This is a genomic window from Paraburkholderia sp. GAS32 (assembly GCF_050434225.1).
GTDB classification, from domain to species: domain Bacteria; phylum Pseudomonadota; class Gammaproteobacteria; order Burkholderiales; family Burkholderiaceae; genus Paraburkholderia; species Paraburkholderia madseniana.
The window spans coordinates 91,208-117,105 of sequence record NZ_JBNPVS010000032.1; the positions used below are offsets into that span (position 1 = coordinate 91,208).

Below are 25,898 nucleotides of genomic sequence, written 5' to 3' on the forward strand. Positions count from 1 at the left end.
ATGGACCGGCAGTTTACCGCTAATCGGCACACCGCGCCCGGATGCCCGCGTGCCGCGTACGAAACCGACGCGCATCACATGGCTACCTGAGTTGAACGCACCGCGCGCCACAGGTATTCCCGAGGTCCGTCCGCCGCACACCGCGCCTATACTGGAATGGCCTGTCCCTCACGCCAGCGCGCCGCATCGGCGTGCTGCACTGCGAAACGGAGTCGCTCCATGACAAGCGTTGCACAGCTTCTTAAAACCAAACCGAACAACACCACCGTCTTCACGGTCGGGGCCGACGATTCTGTCTACGAGGCGATCAAGCTGATGGCTGAAAAAGGCATCGGCGCACTGGTCGTAACGGACGGCGACAGCATCGCCGGGATCGTTACGGAGCGGGACTATGCGCGGAAGGTCGTCCTGCTGGACCGTTCATCGAAGGCTACGCCGGTGCGCGACATCATGAGCAAAGCCGTGCGCTTCGTCCGCCCCGACCAGACCACCGACGACTGCATGGCCCTGATGACCGAACGGCGCATGCGTCACTTGCCGGTCATCGAAAACGACCGCCTGGTAGGCATGGTATCGATCGGCGACCTGGTGAAGAACATCATCGCCGAGCAGCAATTCACGATTCAGCAACTCGAGTTCTATATCCACGGCGAACGCCCCTGAGGTTCGCGGCCTATCGCAGGTCGCGCCGCACGCCGGGCGTCGCACGCTGCCGAAACGGGGCGCAAAAAAAGCCCAATCCTTGAAAAAGGTTGGGCGAAGCTACCTTGCGGCAGCGGAGGTTCCTGAATTGTGGACTGCGAGAATGCACGCCGCATAAAGCGCGCATGTGCCTCGCCATATCACACTGCTGATTGCTTGCAGAACGCGAAACGTGCGTTGAGCTGGTTCACGCACGCCCCGCTTCGATCAGATCAACTGCCGGCCGGACCAGCCGGGCGCCAAACCTAGTTACCGAAATAAACCGACTTCGGGCCGGACGTCGGTTGCAAGACGCCACCCGCTTGTGACGAGCCGCTCGCCCGGCCACCGTAGCCACTGGTATCCGCGACGGGTTCCTGCGTCTGCGCGACAGCCGGGTTTTGCGCCTGCACACGGCTTTCGGCGGCTTGAACGTCGCGCGGATAGTTCGTGTCGTTGCTGGCGGCCGGGTTGTAACCCGCTTGTTCAAGCTGGATCAATTGGCTGCGGACTTCCGCGCGGGTCGCGGGCTGGTCGCTCGATTGAGCGAACGAAGCAACTGGGGCGGCGAGAACGGCTGCAATGGCGATTGCCTTGATGAGCGATTTCATGACTTACCTCCAGACCTGTTTTTTGCTTCGCTTGCCACACCATGTGAGAAGCGAGTGATTTCAGTCTAGTCACCCAATCATCGCGGGAAAACCCTTAATTGCGAGATAGATAATTGTTCAAAACGCAAGAGTGTGACGAAACTTACCGCCAAACTTGATTGAAGGCTTCGTTTTACCGTAATAATTGTCGGAATCGTAACCTTTGCGTCTGACGTTTCGAGAAAGCACCCCCGCTGAGCGTGTTTTGCCGCATTGCCCGCCGCGGATAGTCAGATTTGCGCACTGGTCAATGCGTCGGCGTGCGGCGGCAGCAGCAATTTTCGCGGTCCGCTGACGAACGCGCTGCCGGGTTCGAAAAACCGTAACGGCCGATGCATCTCGCGCGACAAGCCGATGCGCGTCGTCACGCCGATCTGCACATCACCCGTCTCGATCACGCCGATCCACAGGCCATGTCCGCTGCAAAGATCGCGGCCGTCAAACGACTGGTCGATGCCCAAGGCCATGGTGAGCCGGCCGGGACCGCGCGCGAGATCGCGCAACGGCACGCCGGGCCGCCGCGCTTCCATCAACTGCAAGCCCTCCAGCGGTTCGATCGCGCGGAGCAGAATGCCTGCGCCGACCTCTTCCGCTTCCGCAGACATGTTCAGCATGTACGAAAGCCCGTACGTAAGCCGGATATAAGCGTGGCCGGGGGCGAGAAACATCGACCCGTTATACGGGCGGCGGCCTGCAAACGCGTGGCTGGTCGAATCGCCGAGCGGGTACGCCTCGGTTTCGACAATGCGGCCGCTGATACGGCCTTCGGGGAGGTCGTGCACCAGATATTTGCCGATCATGAAACGTGCCAGCGCGACGGTATCGAGCGGCAAATCGTCACGAAGCAATGGGAGGATAGATAGAGGCTGATTCGGCATGCAATTCGGACGAGTCGTTAAGCGCCAGGCGCAGGGTTCGATAGATGCGCGACCTGCCAGTGCAGCAGACACGCCAACGGGCGTGCCACCCGCGCCGCACCAAGCGGTGGAGCGCCATCGGCCTGCCTTCATCGGCCCATTCGTTGTACCAAAACCTCATTTCCAGGCACTGACGCATTCACCATGGCACTAATTGGAGTATCGTGTGTTTCCGGCTTGCAGGACAGCCTTTGCCGGCATGCGTGTGCTTAGGCGCGCCTGATCAGCTTACAGATTGCAAGAAGTCGCTCGATCGCAGCAACGTTCCATTCAGATTTGATCCCGAAGTACCCGCTGGTGCAGTACACCGGCCCATCCCGGGGCCGTCGTATTCATGACAATAGGAGAGAGTTGAATGAAAGCATTCCAGGCAATCAAGATGGTCGGCGGCGCGCTGATCGTTCTGGCATCCGTCAATGCGTACGCGCAAAGCAGCGACGCTGCTGCTCCGGCGGCCCCCATGGCTGCTTCTTCGGCGCCGAGCGCCAAGGCGGCCAAGGCGGCCAACCGTGCGTTGGGACGCAAGGTGCGCACCGCCCTGTCGAAAACCAAGGGCCTGAGCGTGACCAACATCACCGTGCGCGCACGTGGCGGCGCAGTGACGCTGGCCGGCACGGTGCCTGAGCAACCGCAAGTCGACCTGGCAACCCAGGCCGCGCAAGCCGTGCCGGGCGTGACGTCGGTCAAGAACGCACTGTCGATCCGTCCGGTCGGACAGTAAACCGCTTTAGTCAGTCGTTGCGCTACATCCGGACGCAACGCTTCATCACGAGGCGGCGCGTCCGGACCTAAACATTCGGATTCTTTCCCTGAAACTGCCAACCTGGCAGTGGTGGTCTGATGGAGTTTCACCCATCGAACCCGCGTCGCATTTTCCGCGCAATCCTGCGCGACTCAATCCTTCAGATGCCGATGAGCCGCAGGTTGCCTTGCCGCCTTCGCCACTGCGTCGGCACAATCCGTCGCACGGACTGACAAAACCTCGTCCGCTATGAACTATCCTTTATAATTTAATGCGTTAGGGCGCGTTGTTGACAGGATGGTTTAGGATTTGCGCCCGCGCCCGTGTCTCATTGGCGCCCGTCCGCGCTTGCTGCGCCAGTCCAATACAAGCAACAAGAACACGCAACGAAAGGAAGCCCTGAATGACCATGCCCGCGACCGTTTTGCCCCGCTGGACCATTGCCGCGCCCTTCGTTGCCTGGATCGTGCTGGGCATCGCGTATGCCTTGCCGGGCAACGGGTTGCTGCTCGCGCTGATCGGGGTCGCACTGTGCGCTGCGGTGTTCACAGCGGTGCACCACGCGGAAGTGGTCGCGCATCGCGTCGGCGAGCCGTTCGGCACACTGGTGCTGGCGGTGGCCGTCACGGTGATCGAAGTCGCGCTGATCGTTTCGGTGATGTTGACGTCCGGGCCGGAAAAAGCCGGGCTTGCGCGCGACACCGTATTCGCCGCGGTGATGATCGTGTGCAATGGGATCGTGGGCATCTGCCTGCTGGTGGGCGGTATCCGGCATCGCGAGCAGGATTTTCAAAGTCGCGGCGCTGCGGCGTCGTTGGCAGTGCTCGCGTCATTGTCCGTGTTGACTCTGGTCATGCCGAACTACACGACGACGAGTGCCGGCCCGGTTTTGTCGTCGTCGCAACTGGCGTTCGCGGGGGTGTCTTCGCTGGTGCTGTATGGGGTGTTCGTGTTCGTCCAGACCGTGCGGCATCGCGATTACTTTCTTGCCGGCGTCCCCGACGAGGACGTCCATGCCGCCCCGCCGAGTGCCGGTGTCGCGCTGGCAGCCGGCGGCTTGCTGGTGGTGTGCCTCGTCGCCGTCGTGTTGCTCGCGAAAGTGCTCTCGCCAGTGGTCGAAACGGCAGTGAAGAACGCGGGCGCGCCGCCGGCGGTGGTCGGCATTATCATTGCCGCGCTAGTGCTGTTGCCGGAAGGGCTCGCCGCCGTGCGCGCGGCGCGCGCCGATCGCTTGCAGAACAGCCTGAATCTCGCGCTCGGCTCGGCGCTGGCCAGCATCGGGCTGACCATCCCAACGGTCGCCGTGGTGTTCTTGTGGATCGCTCAGCCGCTCATCCTCGGTATCGACGGCAAGGAAACTGTGCTGCTGGTGCTCACGTTGATCGTCGGCACCCTGACGCTCAGTTCCGGACGCACGACGATCCTGCAAGGCGCCGTCCATCTGTCGTTGTTCGCGGCGTATCTGTTTCTGTCCTTCGCGCCCTGACGATAGGCTTGACGATCCGCGCTCTACCCAAACGACGGGCTGCTCTCCTACTCTTCCCAATGCTCCGCAATCCAGTCGCGGAACAGATTCAGCTTCTGCTGATGCGCGACTGAATCCGGATACACGAAGTAATACCGCCAGCCGGTCTTGAGCACCGTATCGAATGGCCGCACGAGCCGCTTGGCCGCGACGTCTTCGTCTATCAAGGCAAGATCGCTGATGGCAACACCGAAGCCCTGCAAAGCAGCGTTGGTCGCCATGTCGAGCGTGTCGAAGCTCGGGCCGTGCTCAGCATCGATCGCAGGCGCATTCGCGGCATCCACCTCGGTCACCTTGGCGAGCCACATCTTCCAGTCGCGATGGTCGCGCGTTGGATGCAGCAGCGTGTGGCGCGCCAGATCCGCCAACTCGTCCAGCGGTTTGTCTTTCAACAGATCGGGCGCGCACACCGGCGTCAGACGCTCCTCGAATAACGGCACCGCCTGCACGTCCACACCCGGTGACGAGCCATAGATGATCGCCGCGTCGAACGGCTCGAGCTGGAAGTCGACGTCATGTTGCCAGGTGGTGGTGATCTGAACGTGCAGCTCGGGATACTCGGCCTGGAAACGCATGATCTTCGGCAACATCCAGCGCATGACGCAGGTCGGCACTTTCAGCGCGAGATCGGTGCGTTGACGCGTGAGGCGCAGCGATATCTCTTCGATACGCGCGAAGCTCTCCTTGACGGCCGGCAGCAACAGTTCGCCTTCGGCGGTCAGCGTCAGGCCCTTTGCATGGCGCTTGAAGAGCGGAAACTTGTAGTAGTCCTCGAGCGCGATGATTTGCCGGCTGACCGCGCCTTGTGTCAGGCATAGGTGGTCAGCGGCGCGTGTGAAGCTGCGATGCCGCGCGACGGTTTCGAAAATCTGCAGCGCATTGAGCGGCGGGAGACGTCGCATCTGGATAAGTCCGGTCAGGGATCAGGAAAAGTCATTGCGCGGGCGGGCGGCCTTGCGTGCCATCACGCCCATCGAGCCCACAGGATACGCGATCAGAATGTTTCGCACGTGTTGTGCGCGGGCAAATATGCATGCATTTCGCTCATGGCCCGGTTATTAATCCGAGTCTGAGCGCCACCGCTTGCACCGACTCAGGGCGCATCCCGCCGGATACCGCACCAGAACCGAGCTTTCCTCATACCTCCCTCCAGCCCGCCTGCGCAAAAAAATCATGGACGTTAACCCCGATACGCCACTGGATTGGCGTTCCCACGGACCACAGCAAAGCCGCCGCTAGCGTCGCGCGACAGCCTACCCATGAGATTCCGTCATGCGTTCCATGCGCATATTTCGTTTGTTGAGGGATTTTGGCAAACCTAGAGTGCATCAACACGCAACGCACCCGGTATCGCGTGAGGTTGGGAACGACGGGCAACGCAAATGGGCGATGCAGCAGCAGCGGTCAGAGCGAATATCACCAGGCAACAGGCGTTCAACACAGGAGACCGCCATGCAAGAGATCAAACGGGGTAGAAGGCAGGCCATCAAGGCAATCGGCGCAGCACTCGCGGCGTCCACATTGCCGATGCCGTTCATCAACGTGCGGGCACAGGAGCACAACTTCTCCGGCAAGACACTGCGCTTGCTGACCTGGTCGGACGACACCGGCGCCGCCGCCTTGCGCAACATCGCCGCCACGTTCACGGCGAAGACCGGCGCCAAGGTCATCGCCGACCGCGCCGACGGCACCTCCGGCATGGTCGCCAAGGTGAAGGCCGCGGGCGATCGCCCCACTTACGACGTCATCACCCTGGCCGGTGTCGGCGCGGCGGGTCTAGGCGACGCGGGCCTGCTGATGAAGCCCGATCTCGACAAGCTGCCGAATCTGAAAGAGGTCGCGCCGCAATACCGCACGGGCGCGAACGGCTTCGGCGTGGGTTATCTGCTGTGGTCGGATGGGTTGATCTACAACACGTCGACGGTCAAGACGGCGCCGTCTTCGTACGAAGCGCTGTGGGACCCGAAGTACGCCGGACGCCTGTTCCTGCCGCCGCCTGAATGGGCCGAAGCGGTGGACCTCGCGATCATCGCAGCGAAAATGAACGGCGGCTCGCAACAGAACATCGAGCCGGGCTTCAAGAAGCTGATGCAGCTGAAAGATCGCGTGATGACGCTTGGCGAGAATCCGAACCAGGTGGCCGATCTGTTCCGCACCGGCTCGCTCGATATCGGCGGCATCTATTCGCCGGCCTTTTTCCCGGACCAGATCCGCAAACCCGAGTACAAGATGGGCGTGACCTACGGGATGAAGGAAGGCTTCGCCACACAACTGATGTTCACGGTGATCCCGAAGTCGCATCCCGCCGACAGCGATCTGATCCACGCCTTTATCAACCATTCGCTCGATGCCGGTGTGCAAGGGCGCATGGCTGCCGACGTGCTGAACGGACCGGTCAATTCGAAGGCGGTGATTCCGGCCGAGAGCCGCGCGTTCGTGCCGAGCCCGCAGCAGATCGCCGAGAAAGCAATCCTGCATGACGACAAAGCGCTCGCCGTCGTGCAGCCTGCGTGGATCAAGCGCTACACCGAAATTTTCTCGGCATGACCGCGATGCTCGCGCGTTTCTCGCGGCGTGCCTCGTCGGCGTCGGACGCTGCGTCCGGTGACGCGTCGGGCGCGGCTTCCGGCTCGCCCGGCGCCGCTTCCCGCGCACCGGACGAGCAGGCGTCCACGGCGCTCGCGAAAGCGCGCCCCTGGATTCTGCTCGCGCCGATCCTGCTGTTTCTGGCCATTCTCGGCGCGGCAGCACTCGTCGTGCTGCGCATGAGCTTCGGCACGCAAGGTAACGAATGGCACGGCTTCACGCTGCAGAACTACGCCGATCTCATCGACGGCTATTTCATGAAGTCGCTGTGGCTCACGTTGAGGCTCGCATTTCAAAGCATGATCTGCGCCGTGCTGCTGGCGATTCCCGTTGCTCTCGCGATGGCGCGCACCAAGTCGCGGCTGGCGCGGCGACTGTTGCTCGCAGGCGTGCTGCTGCCCTTGCTCGTCAATCTGCTGCTGCAAGGTTATGGCTGGCTGATCATTCTCGGCCCGGCCGGTCTCCTCAATCACGCGCTGCTCGGCAGCGGCCTCGTCGAGCGCCCGGTGATGTGGCTGTATCGCGAACATGGCGTGTTGCTCGGTCTGATTCAGACGGCGTTTCCTCTGGCCGTGCTGCCGTTGTCGAGCGCGATGCGCGCGGTTTCGAGCTCGTATGAAGAAGCCGCGGCCACGCTTGGCGCGACGCGTTGGCAAACGCTGCGTCATGTATTGCTGCCGCTCGCCATGCCGGGGCTCGTGTCCGGCGCCCTGCTCGTGTTTGCGTATAACGCCAGCGCCTTCGCCGTGCCCCTGCTGCTCGGCGGACGCCGCGTGCCGATGCTCGCCGTGCTGGTCCACGACCAGGTCGCGCCCTTGCTTAACTGGCCCGCCGCATCCGCATCGGGCGTCGTATTGATGGTCGCGACGCTCACCGTGATGGCACTGTCGCAGCGCCTCGTGCGCCGTACACAACGTCTCGCCGAGGAGCCTCACGCATGAGCACGCCGATCCAGACTCCCCTGGCACGCCCACCGCGCCTGCCGCGTTTGCCGCGTTTGCCGACCACCATGCCCGGCCAGCTCGGCAAAGCCACCGCGCTGCTCGCCGCCATCGTGCTGTTTCTCGCCGCGCTGCCGATCCTGACGATGATCACGATGTCGTTCAGCGCGGCCGACACGCTCGAATTCCCGCCACATGCCTACGGCCTGCACTGGTATCGCGCGGCGTGGCACAGCTTCGTCTCGCCGGATGCGAGCGACTCCCTCTCGATGGGCGCCGCGCTCAGCACGAGCCTGATCGTCGCGCTCTCGACGATGGTCATCGCCACGCTCGTCTCGGTGCCCGCCGCCTACGCGCTGAGCCGCTACCGTTTTCGCGGCAAGCCCGCGGTCGAACAACTGGTGGCGTTGCCGCTCGTCTATCCGCTGGTGATGCTCGGCTTGTCGCTGTTGCTGGTGTTCAACGTGCTGCCGGTCGAACTCGGCGTATTCCGCCTGATCATCGCGCACGTGATTCTGGCGCTGCCGTTCACCGTGAAAAATTGCGCGGCGTCAGTGGCCTCGATCGGCCCGGAGTTCGAGGAAGCCGCCTGCGTGATGGGCGCGAGCCCGAGCCGCGCGCTGATCGACGTGATCCTGCCGCTCATGCGCCCCGGTATTCTCGCCGGCATGCTGTTCGCGTTCATCGTCTCGTTCAACGAATTCACGGTGACCTTCTTCCTGTACGGCATCGACACGATGACGCTGCCGGTGTGGCTCTATAGCCGCACGGTGTCGTCGCTCGATCCGACCGTGTTCTGTTTCGCCGTATTCATCGTCGCAATCGACTTCGCGCTGATCTGGCTGCTCGAAAAGCTGATCGGCGACGAAGGGGTGGCGCTTTGACCATCCTTCCGATTCGCGCTGTGCTGATGTCTTTTTGCTGGAGCATTCGATGACCCATCTGACCTTGCAGGCCGTGACCAAGCGCTTCAACGCGGCCTATGCCGTCGACAGCGTCGATCTGAGCGTGCCCGACGGCAAGCTGGTGTGCTTTCTCGGGCCGTCCGGCTGCGGCAAGACCACGCTCTTGCGGATGATCGCCGGGCTGGAAACGCCGAGCTCGGGCAGCATCAATTTTGCCGGCCGCGACATCACGCATCTGCCTGCGAACCAGCGCGACTTCGGCATGGTGTTCCAGTCGCTCGCACTGTTTCCGCATATGACGGTGGCGCAGAACGTCGCGTATCCGCTCAAGCTGCGCAAGACCGCAAAAGATGCGCAAGCGCGCCGCGTCGCCGAATTGCTGGAACTGATCCAGTTGCCGCACATGGCGAACCGGCCGGTCACGCAACTCTCCGGCGGCCAGCGGCAACGCGTGGCAATTGCCCGTGCGATCGCCTCGCAACCGAAACTGCTGCTGCTCGACGAACCGCTCTCCGCGCTCGACGCCAAGCTGCGCGAAGCGATGCAGGTCGAGATCCGCCTGCTGCAACAGCGTCTCGGCATCACGACGATCATGGTCACGCACGACCAGCGCGAAGCGATGACGATGGCCGACGAAATCGTGGTGATGGAGAAAGGCCGGATCGCCCAGGTCGGCAAGCCGCTCGATATTTATCGCGATCCGGTCAGCGAATTCGTCGCTGACTTCATCGGGCTCGGCAACATCCTGCCGGTCAGCTACGACGGCGCGGGCGGCGTCAGTCTGCCGGGCGGAAGGCGCATTGCGGTCGCGCAACCGGCGCGGATGCCGGAGTCCAGCAGCGATATCCGTCTGCTGATCCGGCCGGAAGACGTGTGCGTCAAAACAGCGTCCGGCGATGCCGGGCAGAACCGGCTCGCGGGCACGGTGACTTTTATCCGTGACGTGGGGGCGTCTCTGGAAGCCACGATCGATTGCGCAGGATTCACCCTGACTGCCGCGACCACACCGCGCGAAACGCCGGGGCTGACGCTCGGCATGCCGGTGTTCGCGGAATTGCCACCGCACGCGTGCAAACTGATCGCCGCCCGCGCGGCGCATTGAAACGTATCGCTGAGGCAAGGCACCGAAACGCGTCGCCGAAGCGTTCACTGAAACCCATTCCAATACCGAGTTTTCGACAGAGGAAAGACCATGAATCAACCCCAAGTTGCCCAATCAAACGCACGCCGAGTCTTCGCCACCCTCGCCGCGACGCTCGCCTTCACCGGCCTCGGCGCACTGTGCGCCTTTTCGTCGGCCGCGCATGCGGACGCGCTCGACAACATCGCCAAGTCCGGCACGGTACGGATCGGCGTATTCGAGGACTACCCACCCTTCGGCTCGATCGGCGCGGACATGAAGCCGATGGGTTACGACATCGACGTCGCCAATCTGATCGGCAAGGCGCTCAACGCGAAGGTCGAACTCGTGCAGGTGACCGGCGACAACCGCATGGCCTACCTCGCCGACCACAAGGCTGACATGCTGCTTTCAGTCGGCCAGACCCCGGAACGCGAAAAGGTGATCGACTTCTCGCAGCCCTACGCGCCCTACTATCTCGCCGTCTTCGGCCCGAAAACGCTGCCCGTGAAGAACGCCGCCGACCTCGCCGGCAAATCGATTTCGGTCGCGCGCGGCACGCTGGAAGACCTGAGCGTCAGCAAGATCGCGCCCCCCAGCGCGACCATCAAAAGATTCGACGATCCTAACGGCGCAATTTCGGCGTTTCTTTCTGGTCAGGTACAGTTGATGGTAGTCGGCAACGACGTCGGCGCAACGATTCTCGCGCGTCATCCGGCGAACGATCCGGAGCAGAAATTCTCGCTGTTCAGCTCGCCGGATCACGTCGGTTTGAACAAGAACGAGCCGCGTCTGAAGCAGAAAGTCGACGAAACGATTGCCAAGGCCCGCAAGGACGGCACCATGAACGCGATTTCGCAGAAGTGGCTGCGTGCGCCGCTGCCGGCCGACCTCTGAACCTTTATTGCGCGGACCGGCCAGGCCGGCCCGCGCCGGAGTTTGACCACACGATGAGCGCCACGCTATGACCTATGCGTTCGATTTCAGCGGCTTCGGCCTGTATGCGGGGCTGCTTGCGCGCGGCGTCGCCGTCACGCTGGGGCTGACCGCCGTGTCCACCCTGCTCGGCGGTCTCGTCGGTATTGGTGGCGCGAGCATTGCGGTGGCCGGACCGAAGTGGGCGCGCTGGGTGGTCGCGACTTACGTCGAGTTGATCCGCAATACGCCCTTCATCGTGCAGTTGTTCTTCATCTTTTTTGGTTTGCCGAGCCTCGGTATTCATATCGACGAGGTGCAGGCCGCGATTCTGGCGATGACCGTCAATCTCGGCGCGTACGCGATCGAAATCGTGCGCGCCGGTATCGACTCGATCCCGCGCGGTCAGGTGCAGGCGGCGCAAGCGCTCGGCCTGCATGGACGGCAGGTGTTTCGCTACGTCGTGCTGCCGCAGGCGATCGCCAACGTGTTTCCCGCGCTGCTGAGCCAGGTGCTGATCGTGATGCTCGGTTCGGCGGTGGTCTCGCAGATTTCGGTGCCCGATCTGACCTATGCGGCCAACTTCATCCAGTCGCGCAATTTCCGCTCGTTCGAGAGCTACGTGATCATCACCGCGACGTATCTGGTGTTGTCGATCGTACTGCGGCAACTCATGAACCGGCTTGGCCGTGGCCTCTTCGCGGGCCGCGTGGCTCGCGGCGGCAGCAGCGACAGCGCGCCGCGTAACTGGCGCACCCGCCTGATGTGGCGCGCCGCCCGCACTCTGCCGACGGACCGTTGATCATGGTCGAATTCACGCTGTGGGACATCGCCCGCAATCTGTTGCTCGCCGCCCGCTGGACGGTGTTGTTGTCGCTGATCGCGTTTGTCGGCGGTGGCGTCGTCGGGCTGATCCTGCTCGCCATGCGCGTGTCGCCGTTGCCGTGGTTGCGGCGGATCGTGGTGGTGTATGTGGAAGTGTTTCAGGGCACGCCGTTGCTGATGCAGCTTTTTCTGGCGTTCTTCGGCCTGCCGTTGCTGGGTGTCGATGTGTCGCCTTGGGTTGCGGCAGCCGTCACGCTGACGCTTTATACCAGCGCGTATCTGGTCGATATCTGGCGCGGCTGTGTGGAAGCCGTGCCGCGTGGTCAATGGGCTGCGGGCGCTAGTCTGGGCATGACGTTCAGCCAGCAACTGCGCTACATCATCTGGCCGCAGGCGCTGAAGATCGCTGTGGCGCCGACAGTCGGCTTCCTCGTGCAGGTGGTGAAAAGCACGGCGCTCGCGTCGATCATCGGCTTCACGGAATTGACCAAGACCGGCACGATGATCACCAACGCCGCATTCCGCCCGTTCCCGATCTACGGCATGGTCGCGATGATTTACTTCGCGATGTGTTTCCCGTTGACGTGGTATGCGCGCGTCCTGGAGAAGCGGCAAAAGGTGGGGCAGCACCGATAACGCTTTCCGCGGGTCCATAAAAAAGCGGCAACCGTTTTGCACGGTTGCCGCTTTTTTCGTTGTCAGCCCGGTGCGTCTATCGAGCCGCCTGGGTCGACTTCCGCAACTTCGCCACCTCGCCCGCCGTGACAGCCGAACCACCGTTATTCCACCCGGCCCGCACGAAGGTCAGCACGTCGGCGATCTGCTGGTCGTTGAGCACCGGCGCGTACTTCGGCATCGGATACGGCGCGGGAATACCGCCGATCACCAGGTCCTCCGTGCCGTTCAGCGTCACGTTGATCAGCGAGGACGGATCCTTCTCCAGCACGTTCGGATTGCCGGCCAACGGCGCGAGCATCGGCGCAAAGCCGCGTCCATCGACACCATGGCAGTGCATGCAATACGCCGTATAAACACGCGCACCGGCATCGTTCGCGGGACGGTTCAGCGATACTTTCGTCGCTTGTGGATCGTACGTATAAGGCGGTGCGCCACTGCCGCCCGCCGGCGGTAGCGACTTCAGGTACGTCGACATCGCGGCTATGTCGGTGTCGTTCATGCCCTGCGTGCTGTTGTTGATCACACTGGTCATCGAGCCGAATGCCGACGCATGGCGATTGGCGCCGGTCTTCAGGAACGCCTGCAGATCCTGATCGTTCCAGCGACCCAGGCCGACGTTGTGCTCGCCCGTCAGGTTCGCGGCGAACCAGCCGTCGAGCACGCCGCCCGTCAGGAACGCGTTGCCGCTTTCATCCAGCGCCTTTTCCTGGAACGCGACGCCGCGCGGCGTATGACACGAGCCGCAATGCCCCAGCCCCTGAATCAGATACGCGCCACGATTCCACGCGACATCCTTGCCCGGCTTGTCCTGATAGGCGCCCTTCTCCAGGAAGACCATGTTCCAGAACTTCAACGGCCAACGCATGTTCAAGGGCCATTTGATGTCCGGCTCGCGATTCGCCTGCAGCACCGGCGCGACGCCGCTCATGAAGTACGCGTACAGCGCTTTCATGTCGTCGTCGTTGACCTTTGCATACGACGGATACGGCATCGCCGGATACAGGTTGTGCCCGTCTTTCGCGACGCCTTCGCGCATCGCCTTCGCAAAGTCCTCTTCCGTGTAATTGCCGATGCCGGTTTGCTGATCCGGCGTGATGTTGGTGGTGTAGATCTGGCCCATCGGCGTGGTCATCGGCAGGCCACCCGCGAACGGTTTGCCTTTCGGCGCCGTATGGCAAGCGACACAATCGCCAACCTTCGCCAGATAGGCGCCGCGCTGCACCAGCGCCTGATCCGCGGCTTGCGCCGGAGTTTGCGTGAGGAACGGTAACGCCATACACAGCGCAGCACCGAAACCCTTCAGTGTGTTTTTCATGTTGGGCTCCAGTCAGGCGGTTTGTAGTTGACTACCGACGGGCAATTGCCGCAGCCGCTTGCCGGTGGCCGCAAAAATCGCATTCGTCAGAGCCGGCGCGAGCGCCGCCGTCCCCGGCTCGCCGATGCCGCCAGGCGCCTCGCTGCTCTTCACGATATGCACCTCGATCGGCGGTGCCTGATCGATGCGCAGCATCCGGTAGTCGGTGAAGTTGTTCTGCTCCACTCGGCCGTCCTTGATCGTGATTTCGCTGTAGAGCGCCGCCGTGATACCGAAGATGATCCCGCCTTGCACCTGTGCTTCGATCGTGTTCGGGTTCACCACCATCCCGCAATCGACCGCGCACACCACGCGCTTGACGGCCACCTCGCCCTGATCCACCGCGACGTCGACCACCATCGAAAAGAAGCTGCCGAACGCGTGCATCACCGACACGCCGCGCCCCTGGCCCTTGGGCACCGCACTGCCCCAGTTCGCCGCCTGCGTGGCGGTATTGAGCACGTTCAGCGCGCGCGGCGTTTTGCCCAGCAGATCCTGGCGGTATTTGACCGGATCGATTTTCGCCTGCGTGGCGAGTTCGTCGATGAAACTCTCGACCACGAAGGTGCCGCGTGTCGGTCCCACGCCGCGCCAGAATGCAGTCGGCACTGCGTGCGGTTCCTGCCGCACATAGTCGATCAGCTGATTCGGCAAGTCGTACGGCAGGTCCGAGGCGACTTCCACCGCATCCGGATCGATACCGTTCTTGAACGCCGGCGGCGCGAAACGCGCCAGGATCGACGAGCCGACAATCCGATGCTGCCACGCGATCGGCCTGCCGTTCGCGTCGAGCCCGGCGGAGATCTTGTCGTAGTAGTACGGCCGGTACATGTCGTGCTGGATGTCTTCTTCGCGCGTCCACACTACCTTCACCGGCGTCGACACCTGTTTGCCGATCTTGACCGCCTGCGTGACCATGTCGAACTCGAGCCGCCGGCCAAAGCCGCCGCCGATCAGATGGTTGTGCACGACAATCTTGTCCGCGGGCAAGCCGGTGACGGCAACCGCGGCGTCCACCACCCGCGTCGGCACCTGCGAGCCGAGCCAGATATCACAACCGTCGGGCCGCACGTGTACCGTGCAGTTGATCGGCTCCATCGTGGCGTGCGCGAGGAACGGCTGCTGATACACGGCGTCGACGCGCGTTTTCGCGTTTGAAAACGCGTTGTTCACGTCGCCGTCTTTACGCGCCACCGCACCGTTTCGCTGCGCGGCATTGGCGAGATCGTCGACGATCTGCTTCATCCCGATCTGCGCGCCCGCGCCTTCGTTCCATTTGATATCCAGCGCCTGCAAACCGCGTTTGGCGGCCCACGTGTGATCGCCGATCACGGCGACCGCGTTATCCACTTTGACGACCTGGCGCACGCCGGGAATCTTCTTCGCGTTGGTATCGTCGACGCTCGCGAGCGTGCCACCGAACACCGGGCAGTTCGCGATGGCCGCGTAGACCATGTCCGGCACGCGCACGTCCAGTCCGAACATGGCGGTGCCGTCGACCTTCTCGGGCGAATCGAGACGCTTCACCGCGGTGCCGATCAGCTTGAAGTCTTTCGGGTCTTTCAACTTGACGTTCTGCGGCGCAGGCAGTTTGGCAGCCGCTGTCACCAACTGGCCGTAGCCAATGCTGCGATTGCTCGCCGCATGAATCACCTGACCGGCTTCTGCATGACAGCTTGCCGGATCGACTTGCCATTGCTGCGCGGCGGCGCTGATCAGCACTGTGCGCGCGGTCGCGCCAGCCCGGCGCATCGGCTCCCATGCATAGCGGATCGACGTCGAGCCGCCGGTGAGCTGGCCGCCGAGCAGCGGATCCATGAAGAGCTTTTCGTTCGGCGGTGCATGGTCGAGCGTGACCGAGTCGAGCGGCACTTCGAGCTCTTCGGCGATCAGCATCGGGATCGACGTGTAGACGCCTTGCCCCATTTCGACCTTCGGAATCACCAGCGTAACTTTGCCCGCCGTGTCGATCTGGATGAAGGCGTTCGGCGCGAACACGCCGTTCTGCGGCGCTTCATCCCCATCGCCGCCGATGACCGATTTGCCCGTCTTCTGATCCTGACTGGCGGCCGGCATGCTGAAGCCGAGCAGCAAGCCGCCGCCGGTTGCCGCACCAACCGTGATGCCGAATTTGAGGAAGGTGCGGCGCGAGATGCCGCCCTTCGACGGCTGCGCGCCGTTTTGTGAATCGAGCAATCCCTGGGACATGTCAGGCTCCCTTCGCGGCTTGCTTGATCGCCGCGCGGATGCGGTTGTATGTCCCACAGCGGCAGATGTTGCCGGCCATGGCGGCGTCGATATCCGCATCGGTTGGATTGGGGTTGCTCGCGATCAGCGAGGCCGCCGACATCACCTGCCCCGACTGACAGTAGCCGCATTGCACGACGTCAAGCTGACGCCATGCCTGCTGCACCTTCTGCCCGGCCGGCGTGCTGCCGACCGCTTCGATGGTGGTGATTTTCTTGTCGCCCACAGCCGCCGCCGGCAGCACACACGAGCGCACCGCGACGCCATCGAGGTGCACGGTGCATGCGCCGCATTGCGCGATGCCGCAACCGAACTTGGTGCCGGTCAAGCCGACGAGATCGCGCAACACCCACAAGAGGGGCATGTCAGGCGGTGCGTCGACGGTATGAGTCTGGCCGTTGATGTTGAACGTTGTCATGGGCGGCTCCGGGTGGGGTTTATTGTTTGTCAGGCGGATGTTTAGACAGAGACGTCGAACCAAAACGCAAAGACTTGCCGGGTTTATTCGACACGCCGTGCTAATACGCGATGCGGCTGCGGTTCAATGCGTACAGGAGATGATGCGCAGCGCGAGTGCACTGGAAGAGACCTGGAAATTGTAGCCGTGGATAAAGAAGTTCGCAGACAGGGTGCACATGTCCGCAGCGTGTCCACGCATTGAGAAAGACGCAGCCGCGGCCCCTGCCGCAAGTGAAACGAGATTTAAATCAATGCGTTACCATTGCGACACCGGCTTGATCTGATGCGCTTCGCGTGCGCGCATCAATCTTATTTATTGATGCATCTTCGAGCGATTTTGTTAGCATGGATCTGGCTTGACCCGATCGCCCGGCTTGATCCGGCATGACTATCCGAAGGAGCGGCAAGATGAACGACCAGCAATGCATTCAATTCCTCTCGGAAATTCGCAAACCGCTACTGGCGCTGCATAAGTCGATTCTCGATCACGAGCGCGCGTCGTACGAAAAGGAATTCGGCCCCGTGACCCCGGCGGCCTTCCTGCAGGTGCTCATCAACGGCTCTGCGTTCCGCTGGCTCACGCCGCTCTCCACAGTGATCGCCAACGTCGACGAAATTCTCGACGACAAGGAGGCGGACGCCGCCGATCGGCTCGCCGCAGCCGAAGCCGTCTCTGGCCTCTTTTCACCCGACCAGCCCAACAACGCATTCCTGCCGCGCTACTTGCCGCTCCTGCAAGCCGACCCGGCGATCCTGCATCACCACGGCCAGGTTTCGCAATTGCTGCGCGGCGCTGAAGCGAAGTAGCCGGTGGCGCGTCACTTCGCTTGGCGCTTCGTCGGCGTTAGCCGGAGGTGGTCGCTGTGGTGGAGTGCGGCAGCGCGGCATCCGGTATTGATTGAGCCTTCGGCTCCCGAATTAGCTCACCATTGCCATGCGCACATTTTGGTCGGTCACGCGTCGTTTCGTTGAATACCGAATCGGCGCGTCCTCGACGACTACCAGGCTTCCCGAATCCAGCCAACACAAAAATACTTTGTTTCAAGGTGATTTATGCTCGTTTCGTAACAGTGCGCTGTGTCAGCACCACTCACCGATCGATCCGGCGACGCCGTGAGTCAAAGTCTTTTGAATTTGCCTGGCTTTGCTGACTAAAACAAAGGTGAGCTTTTGCGGGAGGTACCCGGAGGATGCTGCGAAAAGCCGGTCAGCGCGCTTCGGAGCACCCTGCTAAGGTAAGCAGACTTTCTCGTGACGCTCATCACCATGCAAAACTGGCTGCTTCCCGAAAGCTATACGTTCCGTGATCAAACCGTGCGTTTTCGCGTGACCGGCAACGGCCCGCCGCTGGTGCTGGTTCATGGCACACCGTTTTCTTCGTATGTGTGGCATCGCATCGCCCCGCATCTCGCGCAAGTTCGCACCGTGTATTACTACGATCTGCTTGGCTACGGCCAATCCGAGCAACGCGACGCTCAGGATGTCTCGCTCGGCGTGCAGAACGTGCTGCTGGCGGAATTGCTCGCGCATTGGCAACTGACGAATCCGGACATCATCGCGCACGATTTCGGCGGCGCGACTTCCTTGCGCGCGCATCTCATTGACGGGTGCGACTATCGCAGCCTGACGCTGATCGATCCGGTCGCCGTCGCACCATGGGGGTCGCCGTTCGTGCAGCACGTGCGCGAACACGGCGCAGCCTTCGCCGGGCTGCCGCCGTATATCCACGAAGCGGTCGTGAAGGCATACGTGCGTGGCGCCATCGCTCGCGATATTCCGGACGAGGAACTCGCGCCTTATGTAACACCGTGGCTCGGCGCAACGGGACAAGCCGCGTTCTACCGCCAGATCGCCCAAATGGATCAGCGCTATACCGACGCGGTCGAAACACGTTATCCGCAGATGCGTTGCCCGACGCAAATCCTGTGGGGCGAAGACGACCAGTGGATTCCACTCGAACGCGGCCGGCAACTGGCGGCGGTCATACCCGAGGCGCGCTTTCAGGCAGTGCCCAAGGCCGGTCATCTGGTGCAGGAAGATGCACCCGAAGCGATCGTCGCAGCGGCGCTGCGCTGGTTCGATTGAAGGAAGGCGCGTTACCGGTAGCCGATCTGATCTGCCCTGTAGTCGACCCGGATGCGAGGATGTGACAAAGCAGCGATACCGGCAAATGACTAACCGGGATCGCTGCTTGTTTGGTATTGGCGAAAAATCGTCGGCTAATTCCTAGGCTCGCCTAGCCGCGGCCTTGCGGCAAATACGGCATCGGATCGATCGGCTTGCCGTCGCGGCGCAACTCGAAGCCGACCGAGACGCGCGAGTTGTTCTCGTCGCCCATCTCGGCAATCTGCTGGCCTTGCCGCACGATGTCGCCGATTTTGACCAGTAGCTTGCGGTTATGCGAGTACGCGGTCAAAAAGTCCTTGTTGTGCTGGACGATGATCAGACTGCCGTAGCTGTTCAAACCGGTGCCGGCGTACATTACCTTGCCGTCGGCCGCGGCCCGCACCGGATCGCCGGCCTTTCCGCCGATTTCGATGCCGCGTGTTTCGCCCGGCTGGAATGCTTCGACTACACGGCCACCTGCAGGCCATGCCAGCGATACGCCGTTTGCATGCCGGGAGGTTTGCTGCGCGACTTCGCGTGCCTCGGCGGCGCTGGGCGCGGGTGATGGCGTGGCGGACTGCGCCGTTGCCTGCGACGTGGTTGCCGCCGGCGCCTGCTGCGCGGCAAGCGGAACAGCCGGCGCGGACGCCGCCGCAGCCTTCGCAGCGGCGGCTGCCGCGTTTGCTGCCGCATTGGCCGAATTAACCGCCCGTACCGTTTCCGGCGAAGCGACGTGCAGCACCTGCCCGAGCTTCAACCGCGAGGAGGGCTTGAGGCCATTCCACGCCTGCAACTGCCTGACACTGCAATGATGATGCTGCGCGATGCGCGCCAACGTGTCGCCACGCTTGACGCGATACAGCAACGGCGGCGATTTTTTAAGCGGCGTGCCGTCGTCGGCGGCTGGCTTGACCGACGAACCTGCGAGCGCATCAGAAGCCGGCACTGCAGCCGCTGCCGGCACACCGGACGCAGCCGATGCGCCCGATGCCGCGCCAGCTTGCGCGTCCTGCTGCCCCACATTCGCACAACCGCTGACCGCCAGCGCAACCCACACGCCAGCCAGACTGGCCATCATTGTTCTGTCGAAACGCTTTCCCAACATGTTCGACTCCTGCTTTTTATTGGCGAGCCGGATGCTGCCCTGTCGCGTGCGATGCGCGCGTTCTGACGAAGCGCTGCTTTCTGTCGCGACACAGCGAGGCCGCCTCGTGCGGCGCCCATCCGTGCCCTGCCGTCCAACCCAATCCCTTTCGCTTCACCGGACGCCGGATGCCCGGACGCCCGGATGCTCAAAAACAGCCGATCTTCCGCGAAAAGGGCCAGATTGCCGATTAAAATTCACGCGGAATTGTAAAGTGCATTTTGCAAAAAACGTCCCGGCTCACACAAACAGATACAAACCTTACTCACGGTGTTGCAGACACGGTTGCATCCGCAACCAGTCCGGCGCCGCATGTCCTGGAGCCTCCGCTGCTCGGTGCTGGTCCAGTGGCCGCCGCCCAGGCGGCATCAGCCGGCACATCAGGTCCGTCCGCGCCGCACGCGCGGTGTCTGCCTGGTGTCTCTACGCGCATGATCGCGAAGACCCGCAAACGGCTGCGTCGCCCGACGACCAGACGATAACGTTTGCTTATCGGCAGAACACTGCGAAAACTTGAATTGCCGGTACGCGAGACGAGGAGCCAAGGGGAAATGCGCAGGCGAGCGGACGGACAGGCGTGCGCCCGCCCGGCTCGCAGCGACTGGCCTGGCCTAGCTGTAGGTATGACCTTGATACAGCACGTAGCCGACCGGATGATGCGTGAAGTGCAGCACCGGCAGAACAGGGTTGTTGTTGTCGGCGGTGGGATAGGCGCTGGCTTCGGCGATGTATTCGCCTTGCGCCTCGATTGGCTGCCCGGCCTGCAGACCGGGGATTGCCTGCGCGAGCCCTTCGCTGTCGCCGTAGCGCACGGCAACGAATACTTCGGTACCGACCAGGTTCTGCGTGCCGCCTTCGAACTTCACGACCTTGTCGATCCTGATGACGAATTGCTGGTGATCGGCGGCGTGGTGGAATTCCGGGCTGAGGAACACCTTGCTGATCGTACCCTGTACGCAAGCCAGCGGTGCACCCACCGAATGAGGGTCACTATGATGAGGAAGAATCTGCGTGGCGAGATGACTCATGAAGTCTCCGTGAAGGACATCGGACCGGTCTACGGCGAAACGTACGGCGCGCCGCCGGACGGCAACGGCGCGATACCGTTTGAGCAGACCATTACGCGTGAGTTCATTGCGCGCCGTTCACGCTTCAACGCAACGCCTTCACCGCATCGGCCGTCACGTCGGCGGGTTGGCCGCCGTACGTCGCGCGCAGATAATTCGCGAGCTGCGCGAGTTCCGCGTCGCTGAGTTGCGTGGCGAAGCCCGGCATCTCCTGCATCCGCTCGAGGCCCGGGAAATCCTGCGCGCCGATGCCGTCGAGCATCGCCACGATCAGGTTGTGCGCATCGCCTTGACGCACTGTCGAGTTGCCGTGCATCGGCACCGCAACGTGCGGCTTGCCCTCGCCGCTCAGCCCGTGACAGCCCGCACACACCGCGAGATACACATTGCGCCCGGCCTCGAGTTGCGCGGCATCGGCGGAGACCGATTGCGATGGTTGCGGCGCCAGCGCCTGGTCACCAAGCAGATAGGTCGACATCGCGCGCAGATCGTCATGCGTCATGTACTGACTGCTCAGATGCACGACCGGATACATCTCGCCGAACGCCGAGCCTTGCGGCGCGATGCCCGTCGCGAAGAACGTCTGCAGGTCCGCGGCCGTCCAGCCGCGTGCTGCCAAACCATGCGGTGTGATGTCCGGTGCGGCGATCCTGCCGAGCGCCGCGCCCGTCAGCGGCCTGGCACCGTCGAGCTGACCGAACTTGCCGCGCGGCGTATGACATTCGGCGCAATGGCCGAGCGCGCTCGCCAGATAGCGCCCGCGATTCCAGTCTGCAGATTGCCCTTTAGATGCGTCCGGCAACGTGTCCTTCAGGAACACCCAGTTCCAGAAACGCACACCAAAACGCATGTTGAACGGGAACGACAACTCGGGCTCGTGGTTCGCCACGACCGCCGGCTTCTGCGCCATTAGATACGCGTAGATCGCATCGCTATCCGCGCGCGACAGTTGGCGGTAGGACGTGTACGGCATGGCCGGATACAACTGCTTGGTCGGCGTGACGCCATCGTGCAGCGCCTTGTAGAGATCGTCCGCACTCCAGTTGCCGATGCCGTGGTCCTTGTCCGGCGTGATGTTGGTGCCGTAAAAGGTGCCGAACGGCGAAGCCAGCTTTACGCCACCGGCAAACGGCGCGCCATCCGACGTGGTGTGGCAGGCGGCGCAATCGGCGGCTTTCACGAGGTAGCGGCCGCGCGCGAGCGGATCGGCCGCGGTGGACTGCGGGCCCATTGCGGCGGCAGCCCGCATCGCTGCGGCGGAGTCGTCCTGTTGGCCACAAGCGCTTAGCAACGCGGCCGTGCCGAGCAACAGCAACGCGCGGCGCACATTCTTCGAGGGAGTCATCATGCCGCGTCCTTTACAAGGCCTGGCGTGGTCATCACAACCTCCTTCACGGCTTCGTAATAGCGCACGTAGCCCGTGCAACGGCAGATATGGTCGTTCAGCGCCTCGGTGATGGTTTGCTCGACCTTGTCTTTAGCAATCGGCTGACGCTTCAGACGTTCGATCAGCACGGTCGCCGCATTGACGAAACCGGGCGTACAGTAGCCGCACTGAAAACTGAAGTGTTCGAGAAACTTCTGCTGGATCGGCGACAGTTCGACGACCTCGCCTGCTTCGTTGCGCTTCGCGTGGCCTTCGATCGTGCGGATGGTTTTGCCGTGGAAAAAATTCGCGCCCGTGATGCAGGTGCGCACTTCTTCGCTGGTGCCGTCCGGCTTGTCGACGATCACGACGCACGCGTGGCAGATGCCCTGGCCGCAGCCGAGGCGCGAGCCGGTCAGGTGCAGATACTCGTGCAGGAAGTCGATCATCATCAGACCGGCGGGCACGTCGGTCGGGCCGACGATCTCGCCGTTCACCTTGACCGACACCGGCAGCGTGCGGAAATGCGTCAACGGACGTTCGACCACCGTTGCGGCCGGCGCGCCGGCGGCAACGCCCGAGGCACCTGAAGCACCGGAAGCAGTGCGCGCGGCAGCAGCGGCCGCGGGACTGGAGGCCGCAGTAGCTGCGGTGGAAGCGGAAGCCGAAGCGCCAGAAACGGTGCCCGAGGAAGTGGCGGCGCTTGCAGCAATAGCGGAAGTTTGAGTGGGGGCCGTCATGCGAGCACCTCCTGAATACGTTGCGGGGTGACCGGCAGGTCGGTAAAGCGATGGCCGATCGCGTGCGCGATACCGTTCACGATGGCGCCGACCACCGGAATCATCACCACTTCGGCGATGCCCTTCGGCGGATCGGTCTCGGTGAGCGGCGGCAGCACTTCGCCGGTCTGGGTCCAGACGGCGACGTCGGTCGCGCGCGGCAAGTGGTAACGATTGAAATTCCACGTGCCGTTGCCAGGACCGTCTTCATAGAGCGGCAGATACTCGTGCAATGCATGGCCGATGCCCATCGCGAGGCCGCCTTGCAACTGGCCCGACACGAGTTGCGGCGAGAGCTGATTGCCGCACTCCATGATCGAGTGATGGGCGAGCAGGTCCACTTTGCCGCTCGCTTCATGCACCGACAACTCGACCAGCGTGCCGACCGCGCTGTAATACGTCACGGCCGCGTTGTTACGCTGAACCGGCGGAATGAACACGCGCTGACGATCAAGCACGCGATAGTGGTTCGGCGTGGTTTGCAGTTTCTTTTTATCGGCCGAAGCGTTGTCGCCATATCGAAGCGCAAGCCCATCGAGCGGCAGACGCTCGACAGTGCCGTCGATCTCGAAGTCCGACTCGGTCCATTGCCAGCGATTGAACACGTGCACGGTCGCACCGGTGACCAGACCCAATTCGTGTGCCTTCTTCGCGAGCTGTTCGAACGGCAGTGCTTCGAGCCCCGCCGCCGAAAGCTTGCCGTCGACCCAACGCGCGTCCTCGATGCGCACCACCAGCGGCGCGGCTTGACCACCGCCGCCGCCCTGGCTCCAGATCGCCATGGCCGCCGGCCACAAGCCGTGCGCGAAGACGACGCGTGCCGCTTCGCGCGTGCTGTGCGTGAAATAGAACGCCGAATTCGTCGCACTCGACGGCGACGCATAACCCGGCGACCAACGGGGATTCGCGGCCAGCTTGTCCTGGTCCGCTTGCGACATCATGTACGGGTCGCCGCTCGTGACGACCGGCAGATCGGGCCAATCGGTGATCGCGACATGCACGTCGGTGGCCGGCTTGCCGAGCCACTTTGCGACCGCGATCGCCTGCGAGGTCGACATGCCGGTACCGATTTCGGCCGCCGTGTGTTGCAAGCCGATCTTGCCGTCGGCGCTGAACTCGACCTTGGCGAACGAGGTTTCCGCGCCCGTGCCGAAGTCCTTTTGCACACACGCAAAGCCAACGCCATAACGCTTGCCCGGATGAGCGGCTTCGAACTCGGCCTTGCGCTTTGCGCGATTCACCCACAGCGGATGAACCTTCGCTTTCTGCAATACGTCGTCGACACGAATCGCGCCGGCGGGCACCGCGCCCTGGGTGTTCTTCATGCCCGGACGCAGCGCGTTCTTCAGACGGAAGTCGATCGGATCAAGATTCAGTTGCGCGGCGATTTCGTCGACCATCATCTCTGTCGCGGCCATGCTTTGCAGCGTGCCGTAGCCGCGTGCCGAACCAGCGTCGATTGCGCGCGAGGCGATCGCCACCGCCGAGAGATCGTTCTTCGGGAAGTAGTAGATCGATTGCGCAGCCGTCGCGCCGACCATCGCCACCGACGGCGAGAAATTGCAGCGACCGCCGCCATCCGCTTCCATCGCGGCCTTGAACGATTGCATCATGCCGGTGTTCTTATCGACGGCGATCCGGTAGTTCATCTTGAACGCATGGCGTTTCAACGACGTCTGGAACTGCTCGTAGCGATCGTTCGCAAGACGCACCGGGCGGCCGTCCGCATACATCGCGCAGACGAGGCCGTAGAACGGCACGTTGAAGTGATCCTTCGAACCGTAGCCCACCGTGTAGCACGGGTGAATGAACAGGTTCTTCACCGGGAACGCGCACTTCGCGACCATGCCGGCCGCACTGTCGGCAACTTCGGACGGCGCCTGGGTCGGCACGACCATGTGCAGCGATTGCGTCGCCGCGTCGTACCAGCAGTTCGCGTTGTCCGGTTCGAGCGCGGCGGTGTCGATCGACTGCGTGTTGTACTCGCGCTCCATGACGAGCCAGTCCGCCGACGGATGATCCAGCTCCTGCTGGATCTGGCCGGCGTGGAACATGCCCTGCTCGTCGAGCTTGCCGTGTTCGACGCCGTCCGGCCACACCGGCTGGTGCTTGCGCATCATGCTCGGGAACACCGGTGCGTCTTTCAGGCTGGAGAAGATATCGTCGTCATACGGCGTCTTGCCGCCGACGCGCACGAAGCGGAACGTGCCCCACGGATCGCGCTCGAGCGGCCCGGTTTTCGCGCCGTAACGGATGACCTGATCCTGGAACTTGAGCTTGTCTTTTGCGAAGCGGAAGCGCACGAAGTCGTGATAAATCAGGATCGCGACCGCCTGGCCGAGATATGCGGGCGTCTTGCCCGGCGGCAGCAACATGTCGTCGCCGTAGAAGGCCGGGAAGATCAGGCCGTCGCGCGTCAGATCGGCCGCCGTGACCACACGGTCGGGCTTCAGTTCGTCGCCGAGCAGCGTCAGGTCGAAGCCTTCGTAGCTGCGGTCGGCTTGCGTCGTGCGCAGGATGAAGGCGTGCGATTGCTGCTGCGGCCAGTGCGGCATGTCGGTGGCGCGGATGTCTCGCGCGAACACTTTCGAGCCCGTCACTTTGGCGATACCGTCGATGCGGAATTTCGCCTGCCCATTGGCGGCGTCCCACTGAACCGGCGTCAGAATTTTGTCTTCGAACAACGCAGCAAATGCGCGGCTGCCCATCGGCGCGATATACACCGACACACCCGCCAACACGCTGGCCTTCAGAAAACTACGACGCGAAAGGTCGAGTTTCCCCATGGACTTCTCCTTAGAGCGTGTTAGGAACTTGGAAGTACTGGCACCGCGTGAACGAGCATGAGCATTGCGAAGACCACGAAATGCAACCCGGCAAGCGTTTCGGGT

The 25,898-nt window shown here is 62.7% G+C and carries 23 protein-coding genes and 1 pseudogene; 12 read left to right on the top strand and 12 right to left on the bottom strand.

Annotated elements, in window-relative coordinates; genetic code table 11:
* The first annotated feature begins 219 nt into the window (after positions 1-219).
* A complete protein-coding gene (locus P3T25_RS31680) occupies positions 220-663 on the top strand; it encodes a CBS domain-containing protein (RefSeq protein ID WP_154565306.1) in 444 nt (147 codons plus the stop codon).
* A 284-nt stretch (positions 664-947) separates the two neighbouring features.
* On the opposite strand, the gene P3T25_RS31685 is transcribed toward P3T25_RS31680, so the two are convergent.
* On the bottom strand, positions 948-1,292 hold the full coding sequence (locus P3T25_RS31685; protein WP_154565305.1) for a DUF4148 domain-containing protein: 345 nt from the start codon (positions 1,290-1,292) through the stop codon (positions 948-950).
* Between the two features lie 269 nt (positions 1,293-1,561).
* On the bottom strand, positions 1,562-2,209 hold the full coding sequence (locus P3T25_RS31690; protein WP_154565304.1) for a DNA-3-methyladenine glycosylase: 648 nt from the start codon (positions 2,207-2,209) through the stop codon (positions 1,562-1,564).
* A gap of 394 nt (positions 2,210-2,603) precedes the next feature.
* Between P3T25_RS31690 and P3T25_RS31695 the strand changes: the two genes are divergently transcribed.
* A complete protein-coding gene (locus P3T25_RS31695; protein ID WP_171926985.1) occupies positions 2,604-2,969 on the top strand; it encodes a BON domain-containing protein in 366 nt (121 codons plus the stop codon).
* A 424-nt stretch (positions 2,970-3,393) separates the two neighbouring features.
* Positions 3,394-4,476, top strand: a complete 1,083-nt coding sequence (locus tag P3T25_RS31700) for a calcium:proton antiporter (protein ID WP_429360839.1) — start codon at positions 3,394-3,396, stop codon at positions 4,474-4,476.
* A 47-nt stretch (positions 4,477-4,523) separates the two neighbouring features.
* Here P3T25_RS31700 and P3T25_RS31705 read toward each other — a convergent pair whose 3' ends face one another.
* Positions 4,524-5,417 carry a LysR substrate-binding domain-containing protein gene (locus P3T25_RS31705; protein ID WP_171926987.1) on the bottom strand — a complete coding sequence of 298 codons (894 nt, stop codon included), beginning with the start codon at positions 5,415-5,417 and terminating at the stop codon, positions 4,524-4,526.
* 550 nt (positions 5,418-5,967) lie between these two features.
* Here P3T25_RS31705 and P3T25_RS31710 point away from each other — a divergent pair.
* The 7 genes from P3T25_RS31710 to P3T25_RS31740 all read left to right on the top strand — a co-directional run bounded on the left by P3T25_RS31710 (position 5,968) and on the right by P3T25_RS31740 (position 12,443).
* Positions 5,968-7,062 carry an ABC transporter substrate-binding protein gene (locus P3T25_RS31710; protein ID WP_154565300.1) on the top strand — a complete coding sequence of 365 codons (1,095 nt, stop codon included), beginning with the start codon at positions 5,968-5,970 and terminating at the stop codon, positions 7,060-7,062.
* Positions 7,059-8,042: an ABC transporter permease gene (locus P3T25_RS31715; protein WP_154565330.1), complete on the top strand. Its 984-nt coding sequence runs from the start codon at positions 7,059-7,061 to the stop codon at positions 8,040-8,042. The genes P3T25_RS31710 and P3T25_RS31715 overlap by 4 nt, the downstream gene beginning before the upstream one ends.
* Complete coding sequence (locus tag P3T25_RS31720) at positions 8,039-8,926, top strand: ABC transporter permease (RefSeq protein ID WP_154565299.1); 888 nt, start codon at positions 8,039-8,041, stop codon at positions 8,924-8,926. Before P3T25_RS31715 ends, P3T25_RS31720 begins: the two co-directional genes overlap by 4 nt.
* 49 nt (positions 8,927-8,975) lie before the next feature.
* Positions 8,976-10,049, top strand: a complete 1,074-nt coding sequence (locus P3T25_RS31725) for an ABC transporter ATP-binding protein (RefSeq protein WP_171926990.1) — start codon at positions 8,976-8,978, stop codon at positions 10,047-10,049.
* Positions 10,050-10,139: 90 nt separating this feature from the next.
* A complete protein-coding gene (locus P3T25_RS31730; RefSeq protein ID WP_154565297.1) occupies positions 10,140-10,964 on the top strand; it encodes a transporter substrate-binding domain-containing protein in 825 nt (274 codons plus the stop codon).
* Between the two features lie 67 nt (positions 10,965-11,031).
* On the top strand, positions 11,032-11,784 hold the full coding sequence (locus tag P3T25_RS31735) for an amino acid ABC transporter permease (protein ID WP_429360843.1): 753 nt from the start codon (positions 11,032-11,034) through the stop codon (positions 11,782-11,784).
* Between the two features lie 2 nt (positions 11,785-11,786).
* A complete protein-coding gene (locus P3T25_RS31740) occupies positions 11,787-12,443 on the top strand; it encodes an amino acid ABC transporter permease (protein ID WP_171926992.1) in 657 nt (218 codons plus the stop codon).
* Positions 12,444-12,519: 76 nt separating this feature from the next.
* Here the strand turns inward: P3T25_RS31740 and P3T25_RS31745 are convergent, their stop codons facing one another.
* From P3T25_RS31745 to P3T25_RS31755, 3 genes are read right to left on the bottom strand one after another with little or no spacing between them, the layout of a single operon-like run.
* Entirely contained in the window at positions 12,520-13,800 is a 1,281-nt protein-coding gene (locus tag P3T25_RS31745) for a c-type cytochrome (protein WP_429360845.1), read from the bottom strand.
* Between the two features lie 12 nt (positions 13,801-13,812).
* Entirely contained in the window at positions 13,813-16,047 is a 2,235-nt protein-coding gene (locus tag P3T25_RS31750) for a xanthine dehydrogenase family protein molybdopterin-binding subunit (RefSeq protein WP_266239177.1), read from the bottom strand.
* 1 nt (position 16,048) lies between these two features.
* Positions 16,049-16,504, bottom strand: coding sequence for a (2Fe-2S)-binding protein (locus P3T25_RS31755; protein ID WP_054036421.1), 456 nt, complete (start codon positions 16,502-16,504; stop codon positions 16,049-16,051).
* 449 nt (positions 16,505-16,953) lie between these two features.
* On the opposite strand from P3T25_RS31755, the gene P3T25_RS31760 reads away from it, so the two are divergent.
* Together P3T25_RS31760 and P3T25_RS31765 are read left to right on the top strand one after the other, a co-directional pair.
* A complete protein-coding gene (locus P3T25_RS31760; RefSeq protein ID WP_154565293.1) occupies positions 16,954-17,352 on the top strand; it encodes a hypothetical protein in 399 nt (132 codons plus the stop codon).
* Positions 17,353-17,811: 459 nt separating this feature from the next.
* A complete protein-coding gene (locus P3T25_RS31765; protein WP_266239209.1) occupies positions 17,812-18,630 on the top strand; it encodes an alpha/beta fold hydrolase in 819 nt (272 codons plus the stop codon).
* A gap of 151 nt (positions 18,631-18,781) precedes the next feature.
* On the opposite strand, the gene P3T25_RS31770 is transcribed toward P3T25_RS31765, so the two are convergent.
* The 6 genes and pseudogenes from P3T25_RS31770 to P3T25_RS31795 form a co-directional block, all read right to left on the bottom strand.
* Positions 18,782-19,756 carry a peptidoglycan DD-metalloendopeptidase family protein gene (locus tag P3T25_RS31770; RefSeq protein ID WP_266239176.1) on the bottom strand — a complete coding sequence of 325 codons (975 nt, stop codon included), beginning with the start codon at positions 19,754-19,756 and terminating at the stop codon, positions 18,782-18,784.
* 650 nt (positions 19,757-20,406) lie between these two features.
* On the bottom strand, positions 20,407-20,823 hold the full coding sequence (locus P3T25_RS31775) for a hypothetical protein (RefSeq protein WP_266239175.1): 417 nt from the start codon (positions 20,821-20,823) through the stop codon (positions 20,407-20,409).
* Between the two features lie 124 nt (positions 20,824-20,947).
* Positions 20,948-22,210: a c-type cytochrome gene (locus tag P3T25_RS31780; protein WP_414693484.1), complete on the bottom strand. Its 1,263-nt coding sequence runs from the start codon at positions 22,208-22,210 to the stop codon at positions 20,948-20,950.
* Positions 22,207-22,968: a (2Fe-2S)-binding protein gene (locus tag P3T25_RS31785; RefSeq protein ID WP_171926997.1), complete on the bottom strand. Its 762-nt coding sequence runs from the start codon at positions 22,966-22,968 to the stop codon at positions 22,207-22,209. Before P3T25_RS31785 ends, P3T25_RS31780 begins: the two co-directional genes overlap by 4 nt.
* Positions 22,965-25,793, bottom strand: a complete 2,829-nt coding sequence (locus P3T25_RS31790) for a xanthine dehydrogenase family protein molybdopterin-binding subunit (protein WP_266239173.1) — start codon at positions 25,791-25,793, stop codon at positions 22,965-22,967. Before P3T25_RS31790 ends, P3T25_RS31785 begins: the two co-directional genes overlap by 4 nt.
* 20 nt (positions 25,794-25,813) lie before the next feature.
* A pseudogene (locus P3T25_RS31795) lies at positions 25,814-25,898 on the bottom strand (IS5/IS1182 family transposase); the annotation flags it as partial.